General features: G+C 68.3%; 18 protein-coding genes and 1 tRNA gene. 6 read left to right on the top strand and 13 right to left on the bottom strand.

Annotated features, from left to right (window positions below; translation table 11 throughout):
* Nucleotides 1–152: 152 nt before the first annotated feature.
* From VHB92_RS14305 to VHB92_RS14295, 3 genes are all read right to left on the bottom strand, one after another.
* Nucleotides 153–356, bottom strand: a complete 204-nt coding sequence (locus VHB92_RS14305) for a cold-shock protein (RefSeq protein WP_022900747.1) — start codon at nt 354–356, stop codon at nt 153–155.
* 163 nt (nt 357–519) lie between these two features.
* Nucleotides 520–1,083 (bottom strand): LytR C-terminal domain-containing protein, encoded by a 564-nt coding sequence (locus VHB92_RS14300; RefSeq protein WP_325454436.1) that lies wholly within the window; start codon nt 1,081–1,083, stop codon nt 520–522.
* Between the two features lie 74 nt (nt 1,084–1,157).
* Nucleotides 1,158–1,472, bottom strand: a complete 315-nt coding sequence (locus tag VHB92_RS14295; protein ID WP_325454435.1) for a DUF3263 domain-containing protein — start codon at nt 1,470–1,472, stop codon at nt 1,158–1,160.
* Nucleotides 1,473–1,645: 173 nt separating this feature from the next.
* Between VHB92_RS14295 and msrB the strand changes: the two genes are divergently transcribed.
* Both msrB and VHB92_RS14285 read left to right on the top strand, forming a co-directional pair.
* Nucleotides 1,646–2,065, top strand: coding sequence for a peptide-methionine (R)-S-oxide reductase MsrB (gene msrB, locus VHB92_RS14290; RefSeq protein WP_325454434.1), 420 nt, complete (start codon nt 1,646–1,648; stop codon nt 2,063–2,065).
* Complete coding sequence (locus VHB92_RS14285; protein ID WP_325454433.1) at nt 2,046–2,609, top strand: nitroreductase family protein; 564 nt, start codon at nt 2,046–2,048, stop codon at nt 2,607–2,609. The genes msrB and VHB92_RS14285 overlap by 20 nt, the downstream gene beginning before the upstream one ends.
* Nucleotides 2,610–2,623: 14 nt before the next feature.
* On the opposite strand, the gene VHB92_RS14280 is transcribed toward VHB92_RS14285, so the two are convergent.
* Nucleotides 2,624–2,696, bottom strand: a tRNA-Thr gene (locus tag VHB92_RS14280).
* A 229-nt stretch (nt 2,697–2,925) separates the two neighbouring features.
* Nucleotides 2,926–3,846, bottom strand: a complete 921-nt coding sequence (locus VHB92_RS14275; RefSeq protein ID WP_325454432.1) for a DsbA family protein — start codon at nt 3,844–3,846, stop codon at nt 2,926–2,928.
* 292 nt (nt 3,847–4,138) lie between these two features.
* Between VHB92_RS14275 and VHB92_RS14270 the strand changes: the two genes are divergently transcribed.
* Nucleotides 4,139–5,233 (top strand): sn-glycerol-3-phosphate ABC transporter ATP-binding protein UgpC, encoded by a 1,095-nt coding sequence (locus VHB92_RS14270; RefSeq protein WP_325454431.1) that lies wholly within the window; start codon nt 4,139–4,141, stop codon nt 5,231–5,233.
* 103 nt (nt 5,234–5,336) lie between these two features.
* A complete protein-coding gene (locus tag VHB92_RS14265) occupies nt 5,337–6,632 on the top strand; it encodes a DUF4032 domain-containing protein (RefSeq protein WP_325454430.1) in 1,296 nt (431 codons plus the stop codon).
* 13 nt (nt 6,633–6,645) lie between these two features.
* On the opposite strand, the gene VHB92_RS14260 is transcribed toward VHB92_RS14265, so the two are convergent.
* The 5 genes from VHB92_RS14260 to VHB92_RS14240 form a co-directional block, all read right to left on the bottom strand.
* Nucleotides 6,646–7,539, bottom strand: coding sequence for a hypothetical protein (locus VHB92_RS14260; RefSeq protein WP_325454429.1), 894 nt, complete (start codon nt 7,537–7,539; stop codon nt 6,646–6,648).
* An 89-nt stretch (nt 7,540–7,628) separates the two neighbouring features.
* A complete protein-coding gene (gene rlmB / locus VHB92_RS14255) occupies nt 7,629–8,630 on the bottom strand; it encodes a 23S rRNA (guanosine(2251)-2'-O)-methyltransferase RlmB (RefSeq protein ID WP_325454428.1) in 1,002 nt (333 codons plus the stop codon).
* Nucleotides 8,620–10,059, bottom strand: a complete 1,440-nt coding sequence (gene cysS, locus VHB92_RS14250) for a cysteine--tRNA ligase (protein ID WP_325454427.1) — start codon at nt 10,057–10,059, stop codon at nt 8,620–8,622. Before cysS ends, rlmB begins: the two co-directional genes overlap by 11 nt.
* A 4-nt stretch (nt 10,060–10,063) precedes the next feature.
* Entirely contained in the window at nt 10,064–11,233 is a 1,170-nt protein-coding gene (gene ispD, locus VHB92_RS14245; protein WP_325454426.1) for a 2-C-methyl-D-erythritol 4-phosphate cytidylyltransferase, read from the bottom strand.
* A 34-nt stretch (nt 11,234–11,267) separates the two neighbouring features.
* Nucleotides 11,268–11,750, bottom strand: coding sequence for a CarD family transcriptional regulator (locus VHB92_RS14240; RefSeq protein ID WP_170024789.1), 483 nt, complete (start codon nt 11,748–11,750; stop codon nt 11,268–11,270).
* Nucleotides 11,751–11,911: 161 nt separating this feature from the next.
* Here VHB92_RS14240 and VHB92_RS14235 point away from each other — a divergent pair, with 161 nt between their 5' ends.
* Complete coding sequence (locus VHB92_RS14235) at nt 11,912–12,373, top strand: hypothetical protein (protein ID WP_325454425.1); 462 nt, start codon at nt 11,912–11,914, stop codon at nt 12,371–12,373.
* Nucleotides 12,374–12,554: 181 nt separating this feature from the next.
* Here the strand turns inward: VHB92_RS14235 and VHB92_RS14230 are convergent, their stop codons facing one another.
* Nucleotides 12,555–13,238 (bottom strand): response regulator transcription factor, encoded by a 684-nt coding sequence (locus tag VHB92_RS14230; protein WP_325454424.1) that lies wholly within the window; start codon nt 13,236–13,238, stop codon nt 12,555–12,557.
* Nucleotides 13,235–14,437 (bottom strand): sensor histidine kinase, encoded by a 1,203-nt coding sequence (locus VHB92_RS14225; protein ID WP_325454423.1) that lies wholly within the window; start codon nt 14,435–14,437, stop codon nt 13,235–13,237. Before VHB92_RS14225 ends, VHB92_RS14230 begins: the two co-directional genes overlap by 4 nt.
* 174 nt (nt 14,438–14,611) lie before the next feature.
* Between VHB92_RS14225 and phoU the strand changes: the two genes are divergently transcribed.
* The gene (gene phoU / locus VHB92_RS14220) at nt 14,612–15,265 is read left to right on the top strand and encodes a phosphate signaling complex protein PhoU (protein WP_325454422.1); all 654 of its coding nucleotides are present in this window, start codon (nt 14,612–14,614) and stop codon (nt 15,263–15,265) included.
* A gap of 34 nt (nt 15,266–15,299) precedes the next feature.
* On the opposite strand, the gene VHB92_RS14215 is transcribed toward phoU, so the two are convergent.
* Entirely contained in the window at nt 15,300–16,055 is a 756-nt protein-coding gene (locus VHB92_RS14215) for a phosphoglyceromutase (RefSeq protein ID WP_325454421.1), read from the bottom strand.
* Between the last annotated feature and the right edge of the window lie 45 nt (nt 16,056–16,100).

The raw sequence follows: 16,100 nt of genomic DNA, 5'->3' as shown, positions 1-16,100 counted from the left end.
GCAGGGGCGCGACGGGAATGCGATGGTGACGACCGGAGGTCAGCAACACAGCGCGGCACAGAGCGACGATGAGGCGCGAGCAAGAAGAGGCAGCACACAGAAAGAGGGGGCGCCGAGATCGGCACCCCCTCCACTATCCATGTTCGCGGTCGTCAGGCGGGACGCACCGATTCCGCCTGCGGACCCTTGGATCCGGTGCCGACCTCGAAAGTCACCTGCTGACCCTCTTCAAGGACCTTGTAGCCGTTCATGTCGATGGCGGAGTAGTGAACGAAAACGTCCTGTCCCCCACCGTCGACGGTGATGAAGCCGTAGCCCTTCTCAGCGTTGAACCATTTGACGGTTCCGTTCGCCATCTGTTACTCCCATTGCCTTCACGCAACGCCGCATGGTCGCGGACGTTGAACCCCGATAGTAGCGGTCGGCCTAGTCCAGGACGAGAGGCGTGTCCAGATTGAGACAATCGGTTACTTCACGCCCGCATCGACGGCGTGTCGCGCGGGTGTTCACGGGGTTTCGTCACTCGTGCGTCGGCACGTAATCCAGACCAAGCACGACAGTGATGTCGGCACCGGATGCCGCGAAGTCCTGCGTCTCCTGGATCGGCGCTCCGGCCAGCTCCTGTGACACGGCGAGGGCTGCGGCTCTGTTCTTCGGGTCGCCGTAGTAGACGGTCGTCTTCTTCACGTCCGTCGAGCTCGCGTTGGCCGGCGTGATGTTCTGCCAGCCCGCGGCCTTGAGCGTCGTCGTGGCATCCGCTGCGAGGCCCGTCCTGTCCGTTCCGTTGAGCACGATGAGGTTCAGGGCCGGGTTGACCGCCGGCGTGATGGTCGGCGTCGGCGTGGGAGTGGAAGTCGGAGACGAGGATGCCGATCCGCTCGCGAACGGCAGCTTCACGTTGAGCGTGCCGTTGATCGCGAAGATGCCGAGCGCACCGAGACCGACGATGACCACGACGGCGACGGCGCACCACGCCACCCAGATCCAGCCGTATCCCTTCGGCCGCGGTGCTCGGTGCGCGCCGATGCGATCCAGGTCATCGGGGACCTGATCGAAGCGATCGGTCGGGAACTTCGCGGCCATGGGCGGGGTACGGATCCTTGAGGTCGGGCGGCGTCGAAACGGGCGGGTCGTCGGGTGATTCGAACGGCTCGTGGTCAGCGGGGCAGACGCAGGCCGTCCTCCCGCGCCCTGAGTCGCGCGGCGCGAACGCGTTGCAGTCGACGCACCAGCATCGGGTCATGCACAAGCGCCGCCGGTGACTCGATCACGCGGCCGAGCACTTGATAGTACCTGGCCGCGGAAAGACCGAACTGATCGCGGATCGCCTGCTCCTTGGCGCCGGCGTGCTTCCACCAACGTCGCTCGAACTCGAGGATGGCACGGTCGCGGTCGGAGAACTCTGCACCCGCGTCGCTGACGGCATCCGCTTCGTCCGAGGCTCCTTCGCGCGCATGCTCGGGTTCACCCACCGCGCATCACCTCCCGCCGACGAGGGTCATTGTAGGGTCGCCGCTTGTGCGCGCCGCCGTGCCATGCCGTAGCACTCCGACATGCGGAACAGTCGCCGGGGTTCGGTCGTTACCCTTGGTGTGCGCAGCGGCGCAACCGATGGATGCCTGCTGCCGGGAAAGGATGGACAGCTATGACGTACGCGGTCTCCAAGTCGAACGACCAGTGGCGCGAGGAGCTCTCCGGGGAGCAGTATGCCGTGCTGCGCGAGGCGGCGACCGAACGTCCGTGGAGCGGCGAGCTGCTCGACGAGAGCCGGGCGGGCATCTACACGTGCGCGGCGTGCGGTGCCGAGCTTTTCAAGAGCGGCACCAAGTTCGACTCCGGATGCGGCTGGCCGAGCTTCTATGAGTCCGTGCGGCCCGAGGCGGTCGAGCTTCTCGAGGACACCTCTCTCGGCATGGTGCGCACGGAAGTCCGGTGCGCGAACTGCGGCTCGCACCTCGGTCACGTCTTCCCCGACGGGTTCGGCACGCCGACAGGCGACCGGTACTGCATGAACTCACTCTCGCTGGGCTTCACTCCCGTTGCCGATGAGCAGGCAGGCGCCTAACACGAGTGCCCGCGACGCGATCGCCGCCCGGCGATCGCGGTCGAAGGTGACGGATGACGCGCCGACGCACGAGCAGGTGCTCGGCCTCGTCGCCGCTGCCGCTCGCGTGGCCGACCACAGCTCCTTGCGGCCGTGGCGGCTCATCGAGCTCCGTGGAGACGCGCGCGTGCGGCTGGGCGAGGCCATCGCCGAGGCGGAAGGCAAGGCGGAGCCGTCGACGAAACCCCTGCGTGCTCCGCTGCTCATCGCCATCGTCGCGAGCAGGCGGAAGAGCGAGAAGGTGCCGGCATGGGAGCAGGATGCCGTGGCATCCGGTGTGGCCCACATGCTGAGCCTGCTTCTCGACGAGGCCGGCTGGGGTGTGATGTGGCGCACCGGCCACTACACGCGCTCCGATCCGGTGGCCCGCACGCACGGTCTGGAGGAGAACGAGCGCCTGCTGGGATGGCTCTATGTCGGAGGCAAGCCGCCGCGCGCCGAGGGCAAGGGCGACGGCGCGCCGAAGCTGATCGACGCCGAGAAGGTGGTCAGCGTTCTGGAGTAGACGCTGACAGGTTGAGCCGGCTGCGGGACTCGAACCCGCAACCTACGCTTTACAAGAGCGTTGCGCTACCGATTGCGCCAAGCCGGCAGAGGGCGTGCCCTCGGGACCATATTACGGGGCTGTCGATCGGCGACGTGCGGCAGGACGGCTCCCGGCCCAGGGCAGAAGTGCGCCGCGATCCACCGTGGCGGTTCGGCCGCTCGAGTTCGGCCAGGTTCGGCCGCTCGAGGTCGGCCAGGTTCACCTCCGGTCCGCCATCCCCGACGTGGGTTTCGACAAGCTCAACCCACGGGAGGCCGCGGGTGTCGGCGCAGGGTCAGCCGTTCGAGGTGGCCGTCGGCGTCGGGGTGGGCGTCGGCTTCTGCGTGGAGTACGTGTCGGCCTGCGCCTTCACGATGAACGCGCGGAACTCGTCGGGGTCGGTCAGCGAGCCCTGGTACTGCTTGCCGTTGACGAGCACGAGCGGTGTGCCCTTCAGTTGCTTCACGCTCGAGTTCGGGATGGGACCGGTGAGCGTGCGGTCGAGCGCGTTCTGCGCCCACGAGTCGAACCGGCTGTCGTCGATGCACTTCGACACCGAGTCGTAGTCCTTCACGCCCGCCCGCTTCACGAGCTGCTTGATCTGGGCGTCGGTGAGACCCGCCGTGTTCTCCTTCGGCTGGTTCTCGAACAGCTGCCGGTTGAATTCCCAGAACGAGTTCGGGTCGTAGTTGGCGACGCACGCAGCAGCGTTGTCGGCGCGCAGCGAGTACTTGGTTCCTGCCGAGTGGCTGGCGAGCAGCGGGATGGGATGGATCTCCACGGTCGCGGCGCCCGAGTCGACGAGCTTGCCGATCTGGTCCGCGTTGGTGCGCTCGAACTCGCCGCAGTACGGGCAGAGGTAGTCGATGTAGGTGACGATGCTGACGGTCGCGCCAGTGGCATCCGGCTTGTTCACGACGGGCTTGGCATCCGGAGCGGTGGCAGGCGTGCGTTGCGCCTTCATGCCCTTGCCGATGAGGATGCCATCGCTCGCCATGTTCGCCGGACCGTGCGACGGCGGGTGGATCGAGGAGACGATCACGACCGCGACGACCGCAGCGACGGCCAGGACCACCACGACGATGCTCGACCTGACGACGGCCCGCCTGCGACGCTCCTGCTTACGGTGTGCGTCGCGCAGCTGGCGTGCCTTGTCACGTGCTGCGGCGCGGCGTTCTCCATTGGACGGGCGGCGTTCGACATCGCCGTTGGTCATTCGATCTCACTTCAGGTGCGAAAGCTGTGTCAGGTTCGGGGGGCATGCGGCAAGGCGGCACGCGAACGCCACAACCCTAGAGCCGCACTCTGGGAAATGCCCAGACGAGCGCTGCGGAGAGGCGCAACACGACCGGGGTGAACGCTGCGTCTCCGCCCAACGACCCGAACCCGATTCGGCGCATCCTCGACTCTTGTCGTAGCATCGGTCCTGGTCATCGGCGACCGATGGCCATACAACATCCATCACAACGGATCGTCCGGCACGTACCTGCCGGTGAAGGAGACACACCATGGCAACAGTGACTTTCGACGATGCGACGCGCATCTATCCCGGTTCGACGCGTCCCGCCGTCGACAAGCTGAACCTCGACATCGCCGACGGCGAGTTCCTCGTTCTCGTCGGCCCCTCCGGCTGCGGCAAGTCCACGTCGCTGCGTATGCTCGCCGGTCTTGAGGAGGTCAACGAAGGCAACATCTTCATCGGCGACCGCAACGTCACGGATGTTCCGCCGAAGGACCGCGACATCGCCATGGTCTTCCAGAACTACGCGCTGTACCCGCACATGACCGTCGCGGAGAACATGGGCTTCGCCCTGAAGATCGCCGGCGTGAAGAAGGAAGAGCGCGCCCAGCGCGTGCTCGAGGCCGCCAAGCTGCTCGACCTGGAGCCCTACCTCAACCGCAAGCCGAAGGCCCTGTCGGGTGGTCAGCGTCAGCGCGTTGCGATGGGCCGCGCGATCGTGCGCAGCCCGCAGGTGTTCCTCATGGACGAGCCGCTGTCGAACCTCGACGCCAAGCTGCGCGTGCAGACGCGTACCCAGATCGCGTCGCTGACGCGCCGCCTGGGTGTCACCACCGTGTACGTGACGCACGACCAGACCGAGGCCCTGACGATGGGCGACCGGATCGCCGTGCTGAAGGATGGCGTTCTGCAGCAGGTCGGCACGCCGCGTGAGCTGTACGCGGAGCCGAACAACGTGTTCGTCGCGGGATTCATCGGAAGCCCCGCCATGAACCTGTTCGCTGCGGACGTCACCGACGGTGGCATCCAGTTTGGCACCGCTGTCGTGCCGGTCGACCGCGAGGTGCTGGCCAAGGCGGGCAAGCAGGTCACGATCGGTGTGCGTCCCGAGGACGTCGTCGTCTCGACGAGCGCGAGCAACGGCCTCACGGTCGCCGTCGACCTCGTCGAGGAGCTCGGCGCCGACGGCTACCTCTACGGTCACACCGAGGTCGACGCCAAGCGAGTCGACATCGTCGGCCGTGTCGATGGCCGGGTGCACCCGAACGCGGGCGAGACCGTCTACATCACGCCGAAGCCGGGCCACGTGCACATCTTCGATGCCGAGAGCGGCGAGCGCCTCGGCGGCGCCGTGGTCGACTGACCTTCGCGCATCCCATCATCGAGGCCCCCGGTTCCGAGTTCGCTCGGGCCGGGGGCTTCGCTGTACCCCTCGGGGGAGCGCGCACGCCCTAGGCTTGATGGCTATGGCCGGCTCCGTCAACATCACCGCGGCAACCGTCGATCCCGCGCTCCTCGACCTGCCCTGGAACCTGCCGTTGGACAAGTGGTCCAACGAGCACATCGCGTTGCTTCCCAAGGGCATCTCGCGTCACCTGGTGCGCTTCGCGAACCTCTCCGGGTACGTCATCGCCATCAAGGAGACGACGGGAGAGATGGCCAGACGCGAGTACGACATGCTGCGCACGCTCCAGCGCCTGGATGTGCCGTGCGTCGAGCCGGTGGCCGTGATCGAGGGACGGTCGGATGACTCCGGCAAGCCGCTGAAGCCCGTGCTCGTGACGCGGCATCTCAAGTTCTCGCTGCCCTACCGCGCGCTCTACTCGCAGACCCTGCGACCCGACACGGCGACCCGTCTCGTCGACGCTCTCGCGGTGCTGCTCGTGCGCCTGCACATGGTGGGCTTCTTCTGGGGCGACGTCTCGCTCTCCAACACGCTGTTCCGCCGCGATGCCGGCGCGTTCGCCGCCTATCTCGTGGATGCCGAGACCGGCCAGCTCTACGAAGGCGGCCTGTCGAACGGCCAGCGCGAGAACGACCTCGAGATCGCGAGGGTCAACATCGCGGGCGAGCTCATGGACATCCAGGCGGGCGGTCGCCTTGCCGAGGAGGTCGACCCGGTCGACGTCTCCGGCGGAATCGTCGCCGCCTACCGGGTGCTCTGGAAGGAGCTCACCGGCAGCGAGTCCTTCTCGGCATCCGATCGCTGGCGCATCGCCGAACGCGTGCGCAGGCTCAACGAGCTCGGCTTCGACATCGAGGAGCTCGCCATCCGCAGCACCGGCACCGACAGCGGCACCGTGCGCATTCAGCCGAAGGTCGTGGATGCCGGTCACCACCAGCGGCGTCTGCTGCGGCTCACGGGGCTGGACACCGGCGAGAACCAGGCGCGGCGCCTTCTGAACGACCTGGACTCCTACGCGGCGACGGTGGCCAAGCAGGGCCTGGACGAGGAGGCCATCGCCCACGAGTGGCTGATGAGGGTGTTCGAGCCGGTCGTGCGGGCCATCCCGGCCGAGCTGCGGGGCAAGCTCGAGCCGGCCGAGGTCTTCCACCAGCTTCTTGACCACAGGTGGTTCATGTCCCAGGAGCAGGGGCGCGACGTTCCGCTCGCGGAGGCGCTGTCGTCGTACATCAACGACGTGCTCCGTCATCGCCGCGACGAGGCGACGGTGATCGCCCCGGTCACCGAGGCCTTCACCGTGCCCGTCTCCGTCGTCGACGACGAAGCGGACGACGAGGACTGGATGTCCAAGGTCTGAACGCAGGCCGCGCTCAGCCCGCCGACGGCATCGCCTCCCATCTGATCGTGCCGTCCCTCGCCGCGGTGACCGTGACGGTGAGCGGGCGTCCGTCGACGTCGCGAACGGCATCCTTCGCCAGCGTGAGGCCGTGCAGAGCGATGCCTTCCACGGTCGAGCACGTCTCAGCCACCCGGTTCCCTCCCGCGACGGCCACGAGGCAGTATTCGTCGTCGAGCCGCTTCGCGGCGTAGAGCGTCGCGCTCTGTTGCATCGTGACGCTGCCCGCGACCAGGTGGAACGACGTGGGAACGAAGCCGCTCGTCACAGCGGCCGGCAGATCGTCGACCCTGGGCGCCGTTCTGAAGAACTCCTGGATGGCGGGACCGGGAAGCGGTCGGAAGGCGTCGTCGGGGATGATCGTCGTAGTCGCGGCTGCCGGCGTGGACGGCGCGTGGTCTCCCCCGCCGATCGCTGCGGAGATGCCGGTCGCCACGAGCACGCCGAGCACGAAGGCCCCGGCACCGATCAGCACGGGTGCTGCTCGCCTCACCACCGAGGGGCTGCGACCCCGCCCGCCGGTGGTGCGGCCGCTGTCGCCCTCGCCCTGGTCCTCGTCCTCGCCCTCCGCGGGCTGCTCGCTGTCGCGGCTGCGGGCATCCGCTGCATCGCCGACACGTGCCGCGTCGTTCCGGGCAGCCGCGCCGATCGGATGCATCCGGGAACCACCGAGGCCCCTGTCCACCGCGTCCCGGTCCGAAGCGGTGGACACTTCGGCGGGGTGCAGCCGGTCGAACTCGGCGAGCGCCCACTCGCTGGGCGTCATGCGCACCGGCGTTCCGGTGCTCGGGTCACGGTACTCCTGGGGCTCCTCCGCCGCTCCCTCCCGCGAGTACACGCGCGCGAGCAGTCGTTGTCGATCGTCCATGATCAGCACCTTTCGGGGCGAGCAGTCCCCTCCAGGCTAGGCCGGGCCGCCGCTGCCGGCCGTCGGCACCGGCGGCGGATGGCGCGGACTCAGCGGGCGGACGCCTCCGCACGCCGCTTCGCGATCTCGTACAGAGTGACGCTCGCGGCGATGCCGGCGTTGAGCGACTCCGTCGCGGACGAGATCGGAATCGAGACGATCGCGTCGCACGTCTCGCTCACCAGCCGGGACAGCCCCTTGCCTTCGCTCCCGACGACGATGACGACGCCGCGGTCGGCGAGCTCGAGATCGTGCAGCGAGACGTCGCCGTCCCCGTCCAGGCCGAGCACGAACAGCCCGCGCTTCTTCAGTCCCTTCAGGGTCTGCGTCAGGTTGGCCGCCATCGACACCGGGGTGCGAGCGGCTGCTCCCGCCGACGTCTTCCACGCCGACGCCGTCAGGCCGACCGAGCGACGCTGAGGAACGATCACGGTCTGCCCGCCGAAAGCCGCCGTCGAGCGGATGATCGCGCCTAGGTTGCGCGGATCCGTCACACCGTCCAGCGCGACGAACAGGGGCGTCTGGCCGGCGCTCAGCGTGGCGTCGAGCACGTCGTCGGCATGCCGGTACTCGTAGGGCGGCACCTTGAGCGCCACGCCCTGATGCACCGCGTCCCTGCCGGAGAGCCTGTCCAGCTCAGGACGCATGACCTCCAAGACGGGGATGCCCCGCTTGGTGGCCGTGCTCATGATCTCCTTGACCCGGTCGTCCAGCTCGATCCGCGCCGCGATGTACAGCGTGGTGGCGGGGATGCGTGCGCGCAGCGCCTCGAGCACCGAGTTGCGGCCGGTGACGATCTCGGAGTCGTCGGAGGTGGCTCTGCGCGCGGTCGTCCCGCCTCCTGTGTTGGACCGCTGGCCACCGCGAGCGGCCGCCTTCGCCGACGCACGATCGGCGAGCGCCTTGCGCTTGGCCGCCACGTGATACGGCCGGTCCTCCGCCTTGGGCGTCGGTCCCTTGCCCTCGAGCGCCTTGCGGCCGTTGCCGCCCGTGCCCTTGGTCGGGCCCTTCTTCGATTTGCGCACGGCACCCGCGCGCGGCTTATTCGCCATCGATACTCCAATGCGCACCCGTCGGGGTGTCTTCGATCGTGATGCCCGCCTCGGCCAGCTCCGAGCGGATGCGGTCGGCAAGGGCGAAGTCCCGGGCCTGGCGTGCCGCCTGCCGGTCGGTGAGAAGCCGGCGCAGCAGGGCATCCAGAGCCGTGCGCGCCCGGGTGTCCCCTCGCGCCGCCTGCCACTGCGGGGACAGCGGATTGATGCCGAGCACCTCCGTCATGGCCTCGACCTGTCCCCTCGCCGTCGCTGCAGCGCCGAGGTCCTCGCCGTCGAGCGCCTGGTTGCCCGCGCGCACGGTGTCGTGCAGCACCGCCAGCGCCTGCGGAACGGCGAAGTCGTCGTCCATCGCCCTGGCGAACTCCTCGGGGATCACCTCGGCGCCGCTGGAGGCGAACCTCGTGCCGGCCAGGCGCCGGTCGACGCGCTCGAGGAAGCCCGAGATTCGCTCCATCGCCGCCTCCGCCTCGGCCAGCGAGCTCTCCGTGAAATCGATCGTGGAGCGGTAGTGCGCCGAGCCGAGGTAGTAGCGCACGACGAGCGGCCGCGCGGTGCCCAGCAGGTCGGCCGCGTAGACGGAGTTGCCGAGCGACTTCGACATCTTCTGGCCGGAGATGTTCACGAGGCCGTTGTGCACCCAATATTCGGCGAACGCGTTCCCGGCCGCGGTCGACTGGGCTACCTCGTTCTCGTGGTGCGGGAAGCGCAGGTCGAGGCCCCCGCCGTGGATGTCGAAGTGCGGGCCGAGATAGCGGGACGACATGGCGGAGCACTCGATGTGCCAGCCCGGGCGCCCCGGTCCCCACGGGCTCTCCCACGCGGCCGACTCCGGCTCGTCGTCCTTGCGGCCTTTCCAGAGCGCGAAGTCGCGGGGGTCGCGCTTGGCCCGCGGGTCGGCATCCGTCGCCGGCTCCATGGCATCGATGCTCTGCTTCGTCAGCTCCCCGTAGTGCGGCCAGCTGTGCACGTCGAAGTACACGTCGCCGGAGGCGTCATCGGCCACATACGCGTGCTCGCCCTCGATCAGGCGCGCGATGAGCTCCTGCATCTGCGGGATGTTCGCCGTCGCACGCGGTTCGTAGGTGGGCGGCTGGATGCCGAGGGCGCGGTATCCCTCGTCGAACTCGCGCTCGTAGCGGTAGGCCAGCGCCCACCACTGCTCGCTGCTGCCGGATGCCTGCGCGGCGGCGGCGTTGATGAGCACCTTGTCGTCGATGTCGGTGACGTTGCGCACGAGTGTGACCTCGTATCCGCGGTAGTTGAACCATCTGCGCATCTGGTCGTAGACCAGCGCGGAGCGCAGATGCCCGATGTGCGGGGAGGACTGCACGGTGGGGCCGCAGACGTAGATGCCGACCTTGCCGGTCTCGATCGGAACGAAGTCGCGCAGTCCCGCGGCTCTCGTGTCGTACAGTCGGATTCCCACAGAGTCAGCTTATGGGGCGTCGGCTGGCAACAAGCGCTGTCGCGATCGCCGTTACGCCCTCGCCCCGACCGGTGAAGCCCAGGCCGTCGGTGGTGGTCGCCGACACGGAGACGGGCGCGCCGAGGATGCCGGACAGCACGGCCTCCGCCTCGGTGCGTCTCGGCGAGAAGCGGGGCTGGTTGCCGACGAGCTGCACGCTCACGTTCGCCACCCGCCAGCCGGTCTCGGCGAGCCGTTCTCGAACGGCACGAAGGAACACGTCGCCGTGCGCGCCGGCGAAGCGCGGATCGTCCGTGCCGAACACGGACCCGATGTCGCCGAGCCCAGCGGCGGACAGCAGCGCGTCGACGATCGCGTGCGCGACCGCGTCTCCGTCGCTGTGGCCGGCGAGCGCCGGCACTCCCGGCCAGGCGAGACAGGCGAGCCGCAGCTCGCCGCCGTCGGCGAACGCGTGGGTGTCCGTTCCGAGCCCGACGCGCTGCGTGAGAGCCGAACCGCCGAACAGCTGCTCGGCTCTGGCGAGGTCGGCAGGCGTCGTGATCTTGAACGCCAGCGCAGCACCGGCCACGATGCGCACTGGGTGCCCGATGGCGGCGACCAGTGCCGCGTCGTCCGTCGCCTCCTCCTTGGCGGCCGCGTACGCCGCCTCGAGAATGCCGCGTGGAAACCCCTGCGGCGTCTGCACGGCGACCAGCTCGGAACGGTCGACGGTGTCGACGACGCGCGCTGCGGCATCCGTGCGCTTGATGGTATCGCTCACGGGGAGGCCGGGTACGACGCCTTCGCCGCCCGCGTCGACGGCCTCCACCACGGCGTCGAACTGCTCGGATGGCGTGAACGCGCGCGCGGCGTCGTGCACCAGCACGACCTCGATCGCCTCGTCGAGCACGGCCAGGCCGGCCGCGACGGATGCCTGCCTGCTGGCACCGCCCGCCACGACGACCGCTTCAGAGGCGAGAGGTCGCAACAGCTCACGCACCTCGTCGGCCCGCTCGGCAGGCACCACGGCCACGAGACGGGCATGCGAACTCATGCCGTTCACGGCATGTACGGCGTGCTCGAGCAGCGTCAGGCCGCCGACGGACACGAACGCCTTCGGCAGTCCCGCGCCGAGTCGTGTTCCGGAGCCTGCGGCCACCACGATGACCGCCACGCGCGGCGAGAATGCGCTCATGCCGATGAGCGTAGTGCGAGCTCGGTCGCAGCGACTACGAGGCGAGGACCTCGTCGAGCACGCTGGAGGCCTGCTCCTCGTCGGTCTTCTCCGCCAGGGCAAGCTCCGAGATGAGGATCTGCCGCGCCTTGGCGAGCATACGCTTCTCTCCCGCGGACAGTCCGCGGTCCTGGTCGCGACGCCAGAGGTCGCGCACGACCTCCGAGACCTTGATCACGTCGCCGGAGGCGAGCTTCTCGAGGTTCGCCTTGTAGCGGCGGGACCAGTTGGTCGGTTCCTCGGTGAACTGGGCGCGCAGCACCTCGAACACCTTGTCGAGGCCCTCTTTGCCGATCACGTCCCTGACCCCGACCAGGTCGACGTTCTCGGCCGGAACCTCGATCGTCAGGTCGCCTTGGGTGACGTTGAGCTTGAGGTAGACCTTCTCTTCACCCTTGATGATTCTCTTCTTCACCTCGGTGATGGTTGCGGCACCGTGGTGCGGGTAAACGACAGTCTCGCCGACCTCGAAAAGCATAGATAGCAGTCCCTTCAGCAGCGTCTAGGATACCACAGCAGGGCCGTGCTATCCTGTGCCGCCGGTCGGCCGCCGACCGCGATACGGTAGGCTCGAAAGGCAATCCGCGGTGTTCGTAACAGGCCGATCCGGCCGGCCCGGTGCGACTTGGAGGATCTGAAGTGAAGGCGCGCGTAGCGGCATCCATCGTTCTCGCTCTCGGACTCACGGCGGGCATGTCGGGCTGCACCCTGCTCACTCCGCAGGACACCCTGTACATCAAGGAGACCGCTCACGGCGTGAACGGATCCGTGGGCAAGATCGACATCCGCAACGCGGTCATCGTCTCCAACACCAGGGGCACGATCGGCAACCTCGTCGTCACCTTCGTCAACAACGAGGACAAGGCGCACTACCTGACGGTCCACCACGGTTCGTCGTCGCACGACATCGCCATTCCGGCTGACGGCATCAAGAAGGTCGGCGGCGAAGGACGGCGCATCGAGTTCACGGGGCTGGACGCGAAGCCAGGCTCGCTGACCGACGTCTACTTCACATACGCTGATGCGACGGGCGCCCAGATCCAGGTGCCGGTGCTGTCGTCGACGTTCCCCGGATACGAGGCGTTCGCTCCCACGCGGTGACGCCCGCGCCCGCCAGGGGTCGAAGCGCGAGGCTCCCCGTCGCTCGCGGCCAGGTTCGCGCCGCGGCGGCACGCTACGTTCGCGCCACGGGGCATGCCCGCTCGCGACGCCGCCATGCCGCCTTCTTGCGGCGCGTCAGCGCGAGCTCTGAAGGACCTGCGCGCCACCCGGAGCTGAGCCGTCAGCTGTCCTCGAAACGGTAGCCCAGCCCGCGCACGGTGACGAGCATCTGCGGCTCCGACGGGTTCTGCTCGATGCGGGAACGGATGCGCTTGATGTGCACGTCGAGCGTCTTCGTGTCGCCGAAGTAGTCGCTGCCCCACACCCTGTCGATCAGCTGTCCCCTGGTGAGCACGCGGCCGGCGTTGCGCAGCAGCAGCTCCAGCAGCTCGAATTCCTTGAGCGGCATGGGCGTCTCGACGCCGGCGACCGAGACGGTGTGCCGGTCGACATCCATGCGCACGCTGCCCGCCTCGAGGATGCCGTCGTCGAACGGCGCCTCCTCCGTCCGCCGCCGCAGCACCGCCCGGATGCGTGCGAGCAGCTCCCTCGTGGAGTACGGCTTGGTGACGTAGTCGTCGGCCCCCAGCTCCAGACCGACGACGATGTCGACCTCCGAGTCCTTCGCCGTGAGCATGATGATGGGAACGTTCGAACGCGAACGAAGCTGCTTGCACACCTCCGTTCCTGGTATGCCGGGAAGCATGAGGTCGAGCAGCACGAGATCGGCACCTTCGCGATCGAACTCGGTGAGCGCGGCGACGCCGTCGGCGGCCACTGCCACCTCGTATCCCTCTCGCCCGAGCAGGAAGGCGAGCGGCTCGCTCAGCGACTCCTCGTCTTCCACGAGCAGGATGCGGGTCATATCGGTCGTTCTCCTTGGGTCATGGCGGTCTCCGATGGCCGGTCGGACTCGTCGGGCGCCTGCGGCTCCGATGTCGGTCCTTCCGCCTCGGGGAGCCGGATGGTGAAAGTGGATCCGCGGCCGGGCTGCGACCACACGCGCACCTCGCCGCCGTGATTCTGCACGGCGTGCTTCACGATCGAGAGGCCGAGGCCGGTGCCGCCTGTCGCTCTCGAACGGGCCTGATCGACTCGATAGAAGCGTTCGAAGACGCGGTCCTGGTCCTCAGGGGGGATGCCTGGCCCCTGGTCGGTGACGGAGATCTCGACGACTCCGTCGTTCAGTCGGGTGCCGATGCCCACTCTGGTGTTCTCGGGCGAGTAGCGCACGGCGTTCGAGATGAGGTTGTGCACGGCCGTGGTGAGCACGTTCTCGTCGCCGAACACGGCGGCACGGGAGCGCTTGCCGGAGGCGAGCTCGATGCCCCGCGAGTCCGCGAGCACCCGGTTCTGGTCGATGGCGGCGGCGACGACGTCGTCGATGGAGACGCGCTCGGCATGCGGAACGATCTCCGCCGCCTGCAGCTTGGAGAGGTCGATGATGTCCTGGGTCAGTCGCCCGAGGCGTGCTGCCTCGCCGGTGAGCCGGGCGGCGAAGTGCCGCACCTGCTCCCCGTCGTCCGGCGCGCTCGCGAGCGCCTCGGCGAGCACGCTGATGGCGCCGATCGGCGTCTTGAGCTCGTGACTGATGTTCGCCACGAAGTCGCGACGCACCTGCTCCAGCCGCACGGCCTCCGTCCGGTCGTCCGCGAGCAGGAGGATGTAGCGGGAGCCGAGCCTGGCGACGCGCACCGTGAGCTGCACCGTGGCATCCCCTAGCGAGCTCCTGGCCAGTTCGAGGTCTTCGGCGACGGGCTCTCCCGTTCGCCGCACCTCGTCGACGAGCTCGACGAGTCGCGGCTGGCTGAGCGCCGCGTTCCAGACGAGTCCGAGGCTGTACGCACCGGCCGAAGCCCGCACCACGTTGTTGCTCGGATCCACCACGATGCCGGCGGTCGGAAGGGCTTCCAGCACCTGGTCGACGCCGTCGGGCACCGTGGGGTTCACGATCTCCGTCGCGCGATGGCTGCGGGATGCCGCCGAGTACAGCAGCCACACGAATCCGGCGCCGACCACGAGGCCGAGTGCCAGAGACAGCAGCACCAACCAGGTGGAGTCCATAGTCAGAAGGCTACCGTCGCCGCCCGAGCGGCCTTGACGGAGAACCCCCTGATGGGCCCGCCTTTGCGGAATGTTCCGGCGTCGGACACCGCCCGTTAACCTGACACAGGGACCATGACGTGCGGACCGGATCGACCGGCCGTCCAGCGTGCCGCCGGGAGGGCGAACTTTTCAATGCGAGACGTATTCCAGCACGAGATGCGCGAGGTGCAGGACCGCCTCGTCGAGATCGCCGAGCTCGTCGTCCTTTCGATCCGCAATGCGACGCAGGCGTTCAACGACGGGGATGTCTCGCTGGCGGAGACCGTCATCCAGAACGACCAGAGGATCGACGCGCTCACCGTGGTGCTCGACGAGCTCTCGATCCAGATCCTGGCCAGGCAGAATCCCGTCGCCCGCGATCTGCGCATCGTGGTCAGCGCACTGCGCATCAGCGCGTCGCTCGAACGGATGGGCGACATGGCGGAGCACATCGCCCAGCTGGCCCGCTACCGCTTCCCCGACAAGGTCGTGCCGAAGAGCCTGCGCGGAACGTTCGCCGAGATGGGGCGACTCGACGTAGTGATCGCCGAACGTCTGGTCGAGTTGCTGCGCACGCAGGAGCCGCGCCTCGCGGACGAGATCCGCAACCAGGACGACGAGATCGACGAGCTGCACATCAGCGTCTTCGACAAGGTGCTCGGCGAGACGTGGAAGGGCCAGGCCGTCGACACCGTCGACGCCACGCTCGCATCCAGGTATCACGAGCGCTTCGCGGACCACGCGGTGTCCATCGCGAAGAAGGTGCAATACCTCGTCACCGGCGACTGGGTGCCCGAGGCGTCCTGACCGCCGAGCGCTCCTGACGTGCCCGGGGCTCGTGCTACTTCGCCGCGCCCTGGGCCGCTACCGCCGCTGCACCCGCGGCGGCCGCCTCCGGGTCCAGGTACTCGCCCGGACCGAGCGGCAGGAAGTCCTCGTCCAGCCGGTACACGAGCGGGATGCCGGTGGGTATGTTGAGCCCGGCGATGTCGTCGTCGCTGATGCCGTCGAGGTGCTTCACGAGTGCACGAAGCGAGTTGCCGTGCGCCGTGACCAGCACCGTCTTGCCCGCCGCGAGATCCGGGATGATGTCGGATCGCCAGTACGGCAGCATGCGCGCGATCACATCCTTCAGGCACTCGGTGCGTGGCAGCTCCTCGTCGGTGAGGTCCGCGTAGCGCGGATCTCCGGCCTGCGACCACTCCGCGTCGTCCGCGAGGGGAGGCGGCGGCACATCGAACGACCGGCGCCACAGCATGAACTGCTCGTCGCCGTACTTGGCCTTCGTCTCGGCCTTGTCCAGTCCCTGAAGCGCTCCGTAGTGGCGCTCGTTCAGACGCCACGAGCGGCGCACCGGCACCCAGAGCCGGTCGGCGGACTCGAGCGCCAGATCGGCAGTCTGGATGGCGCGCGTCAGCACCGACGTGTGCAGCACGTCGGGAAGCAGGCCCGCGGATGCCAGCAGCTCGCCCGCGTGCGCCGCTTCCGTCCGCCCCTTCTCCGACAGTCGCACGTCGACCCAACCGGTGAAGAGGTTCTTCTGGTTCCACTCGCTCTCGCCGTGGCGCAGCAGTATCAGGGTGTAGGGGGCAGGCATACGTCAAGAATAGTGGAGGCGGAACGACGACTATCGAGGGGAGAG

This window comes from Humibacter sp. (assembly GCF_035547335.1).
Classification (GTDB): Bacteria; Actinomycetota; Actinomycetes; order Actinomycetales; family Microbacteriaceae; genus Humibacter.
This window is presented reverse-complemented; position numbering and strand designations above follow the sequence as displayed.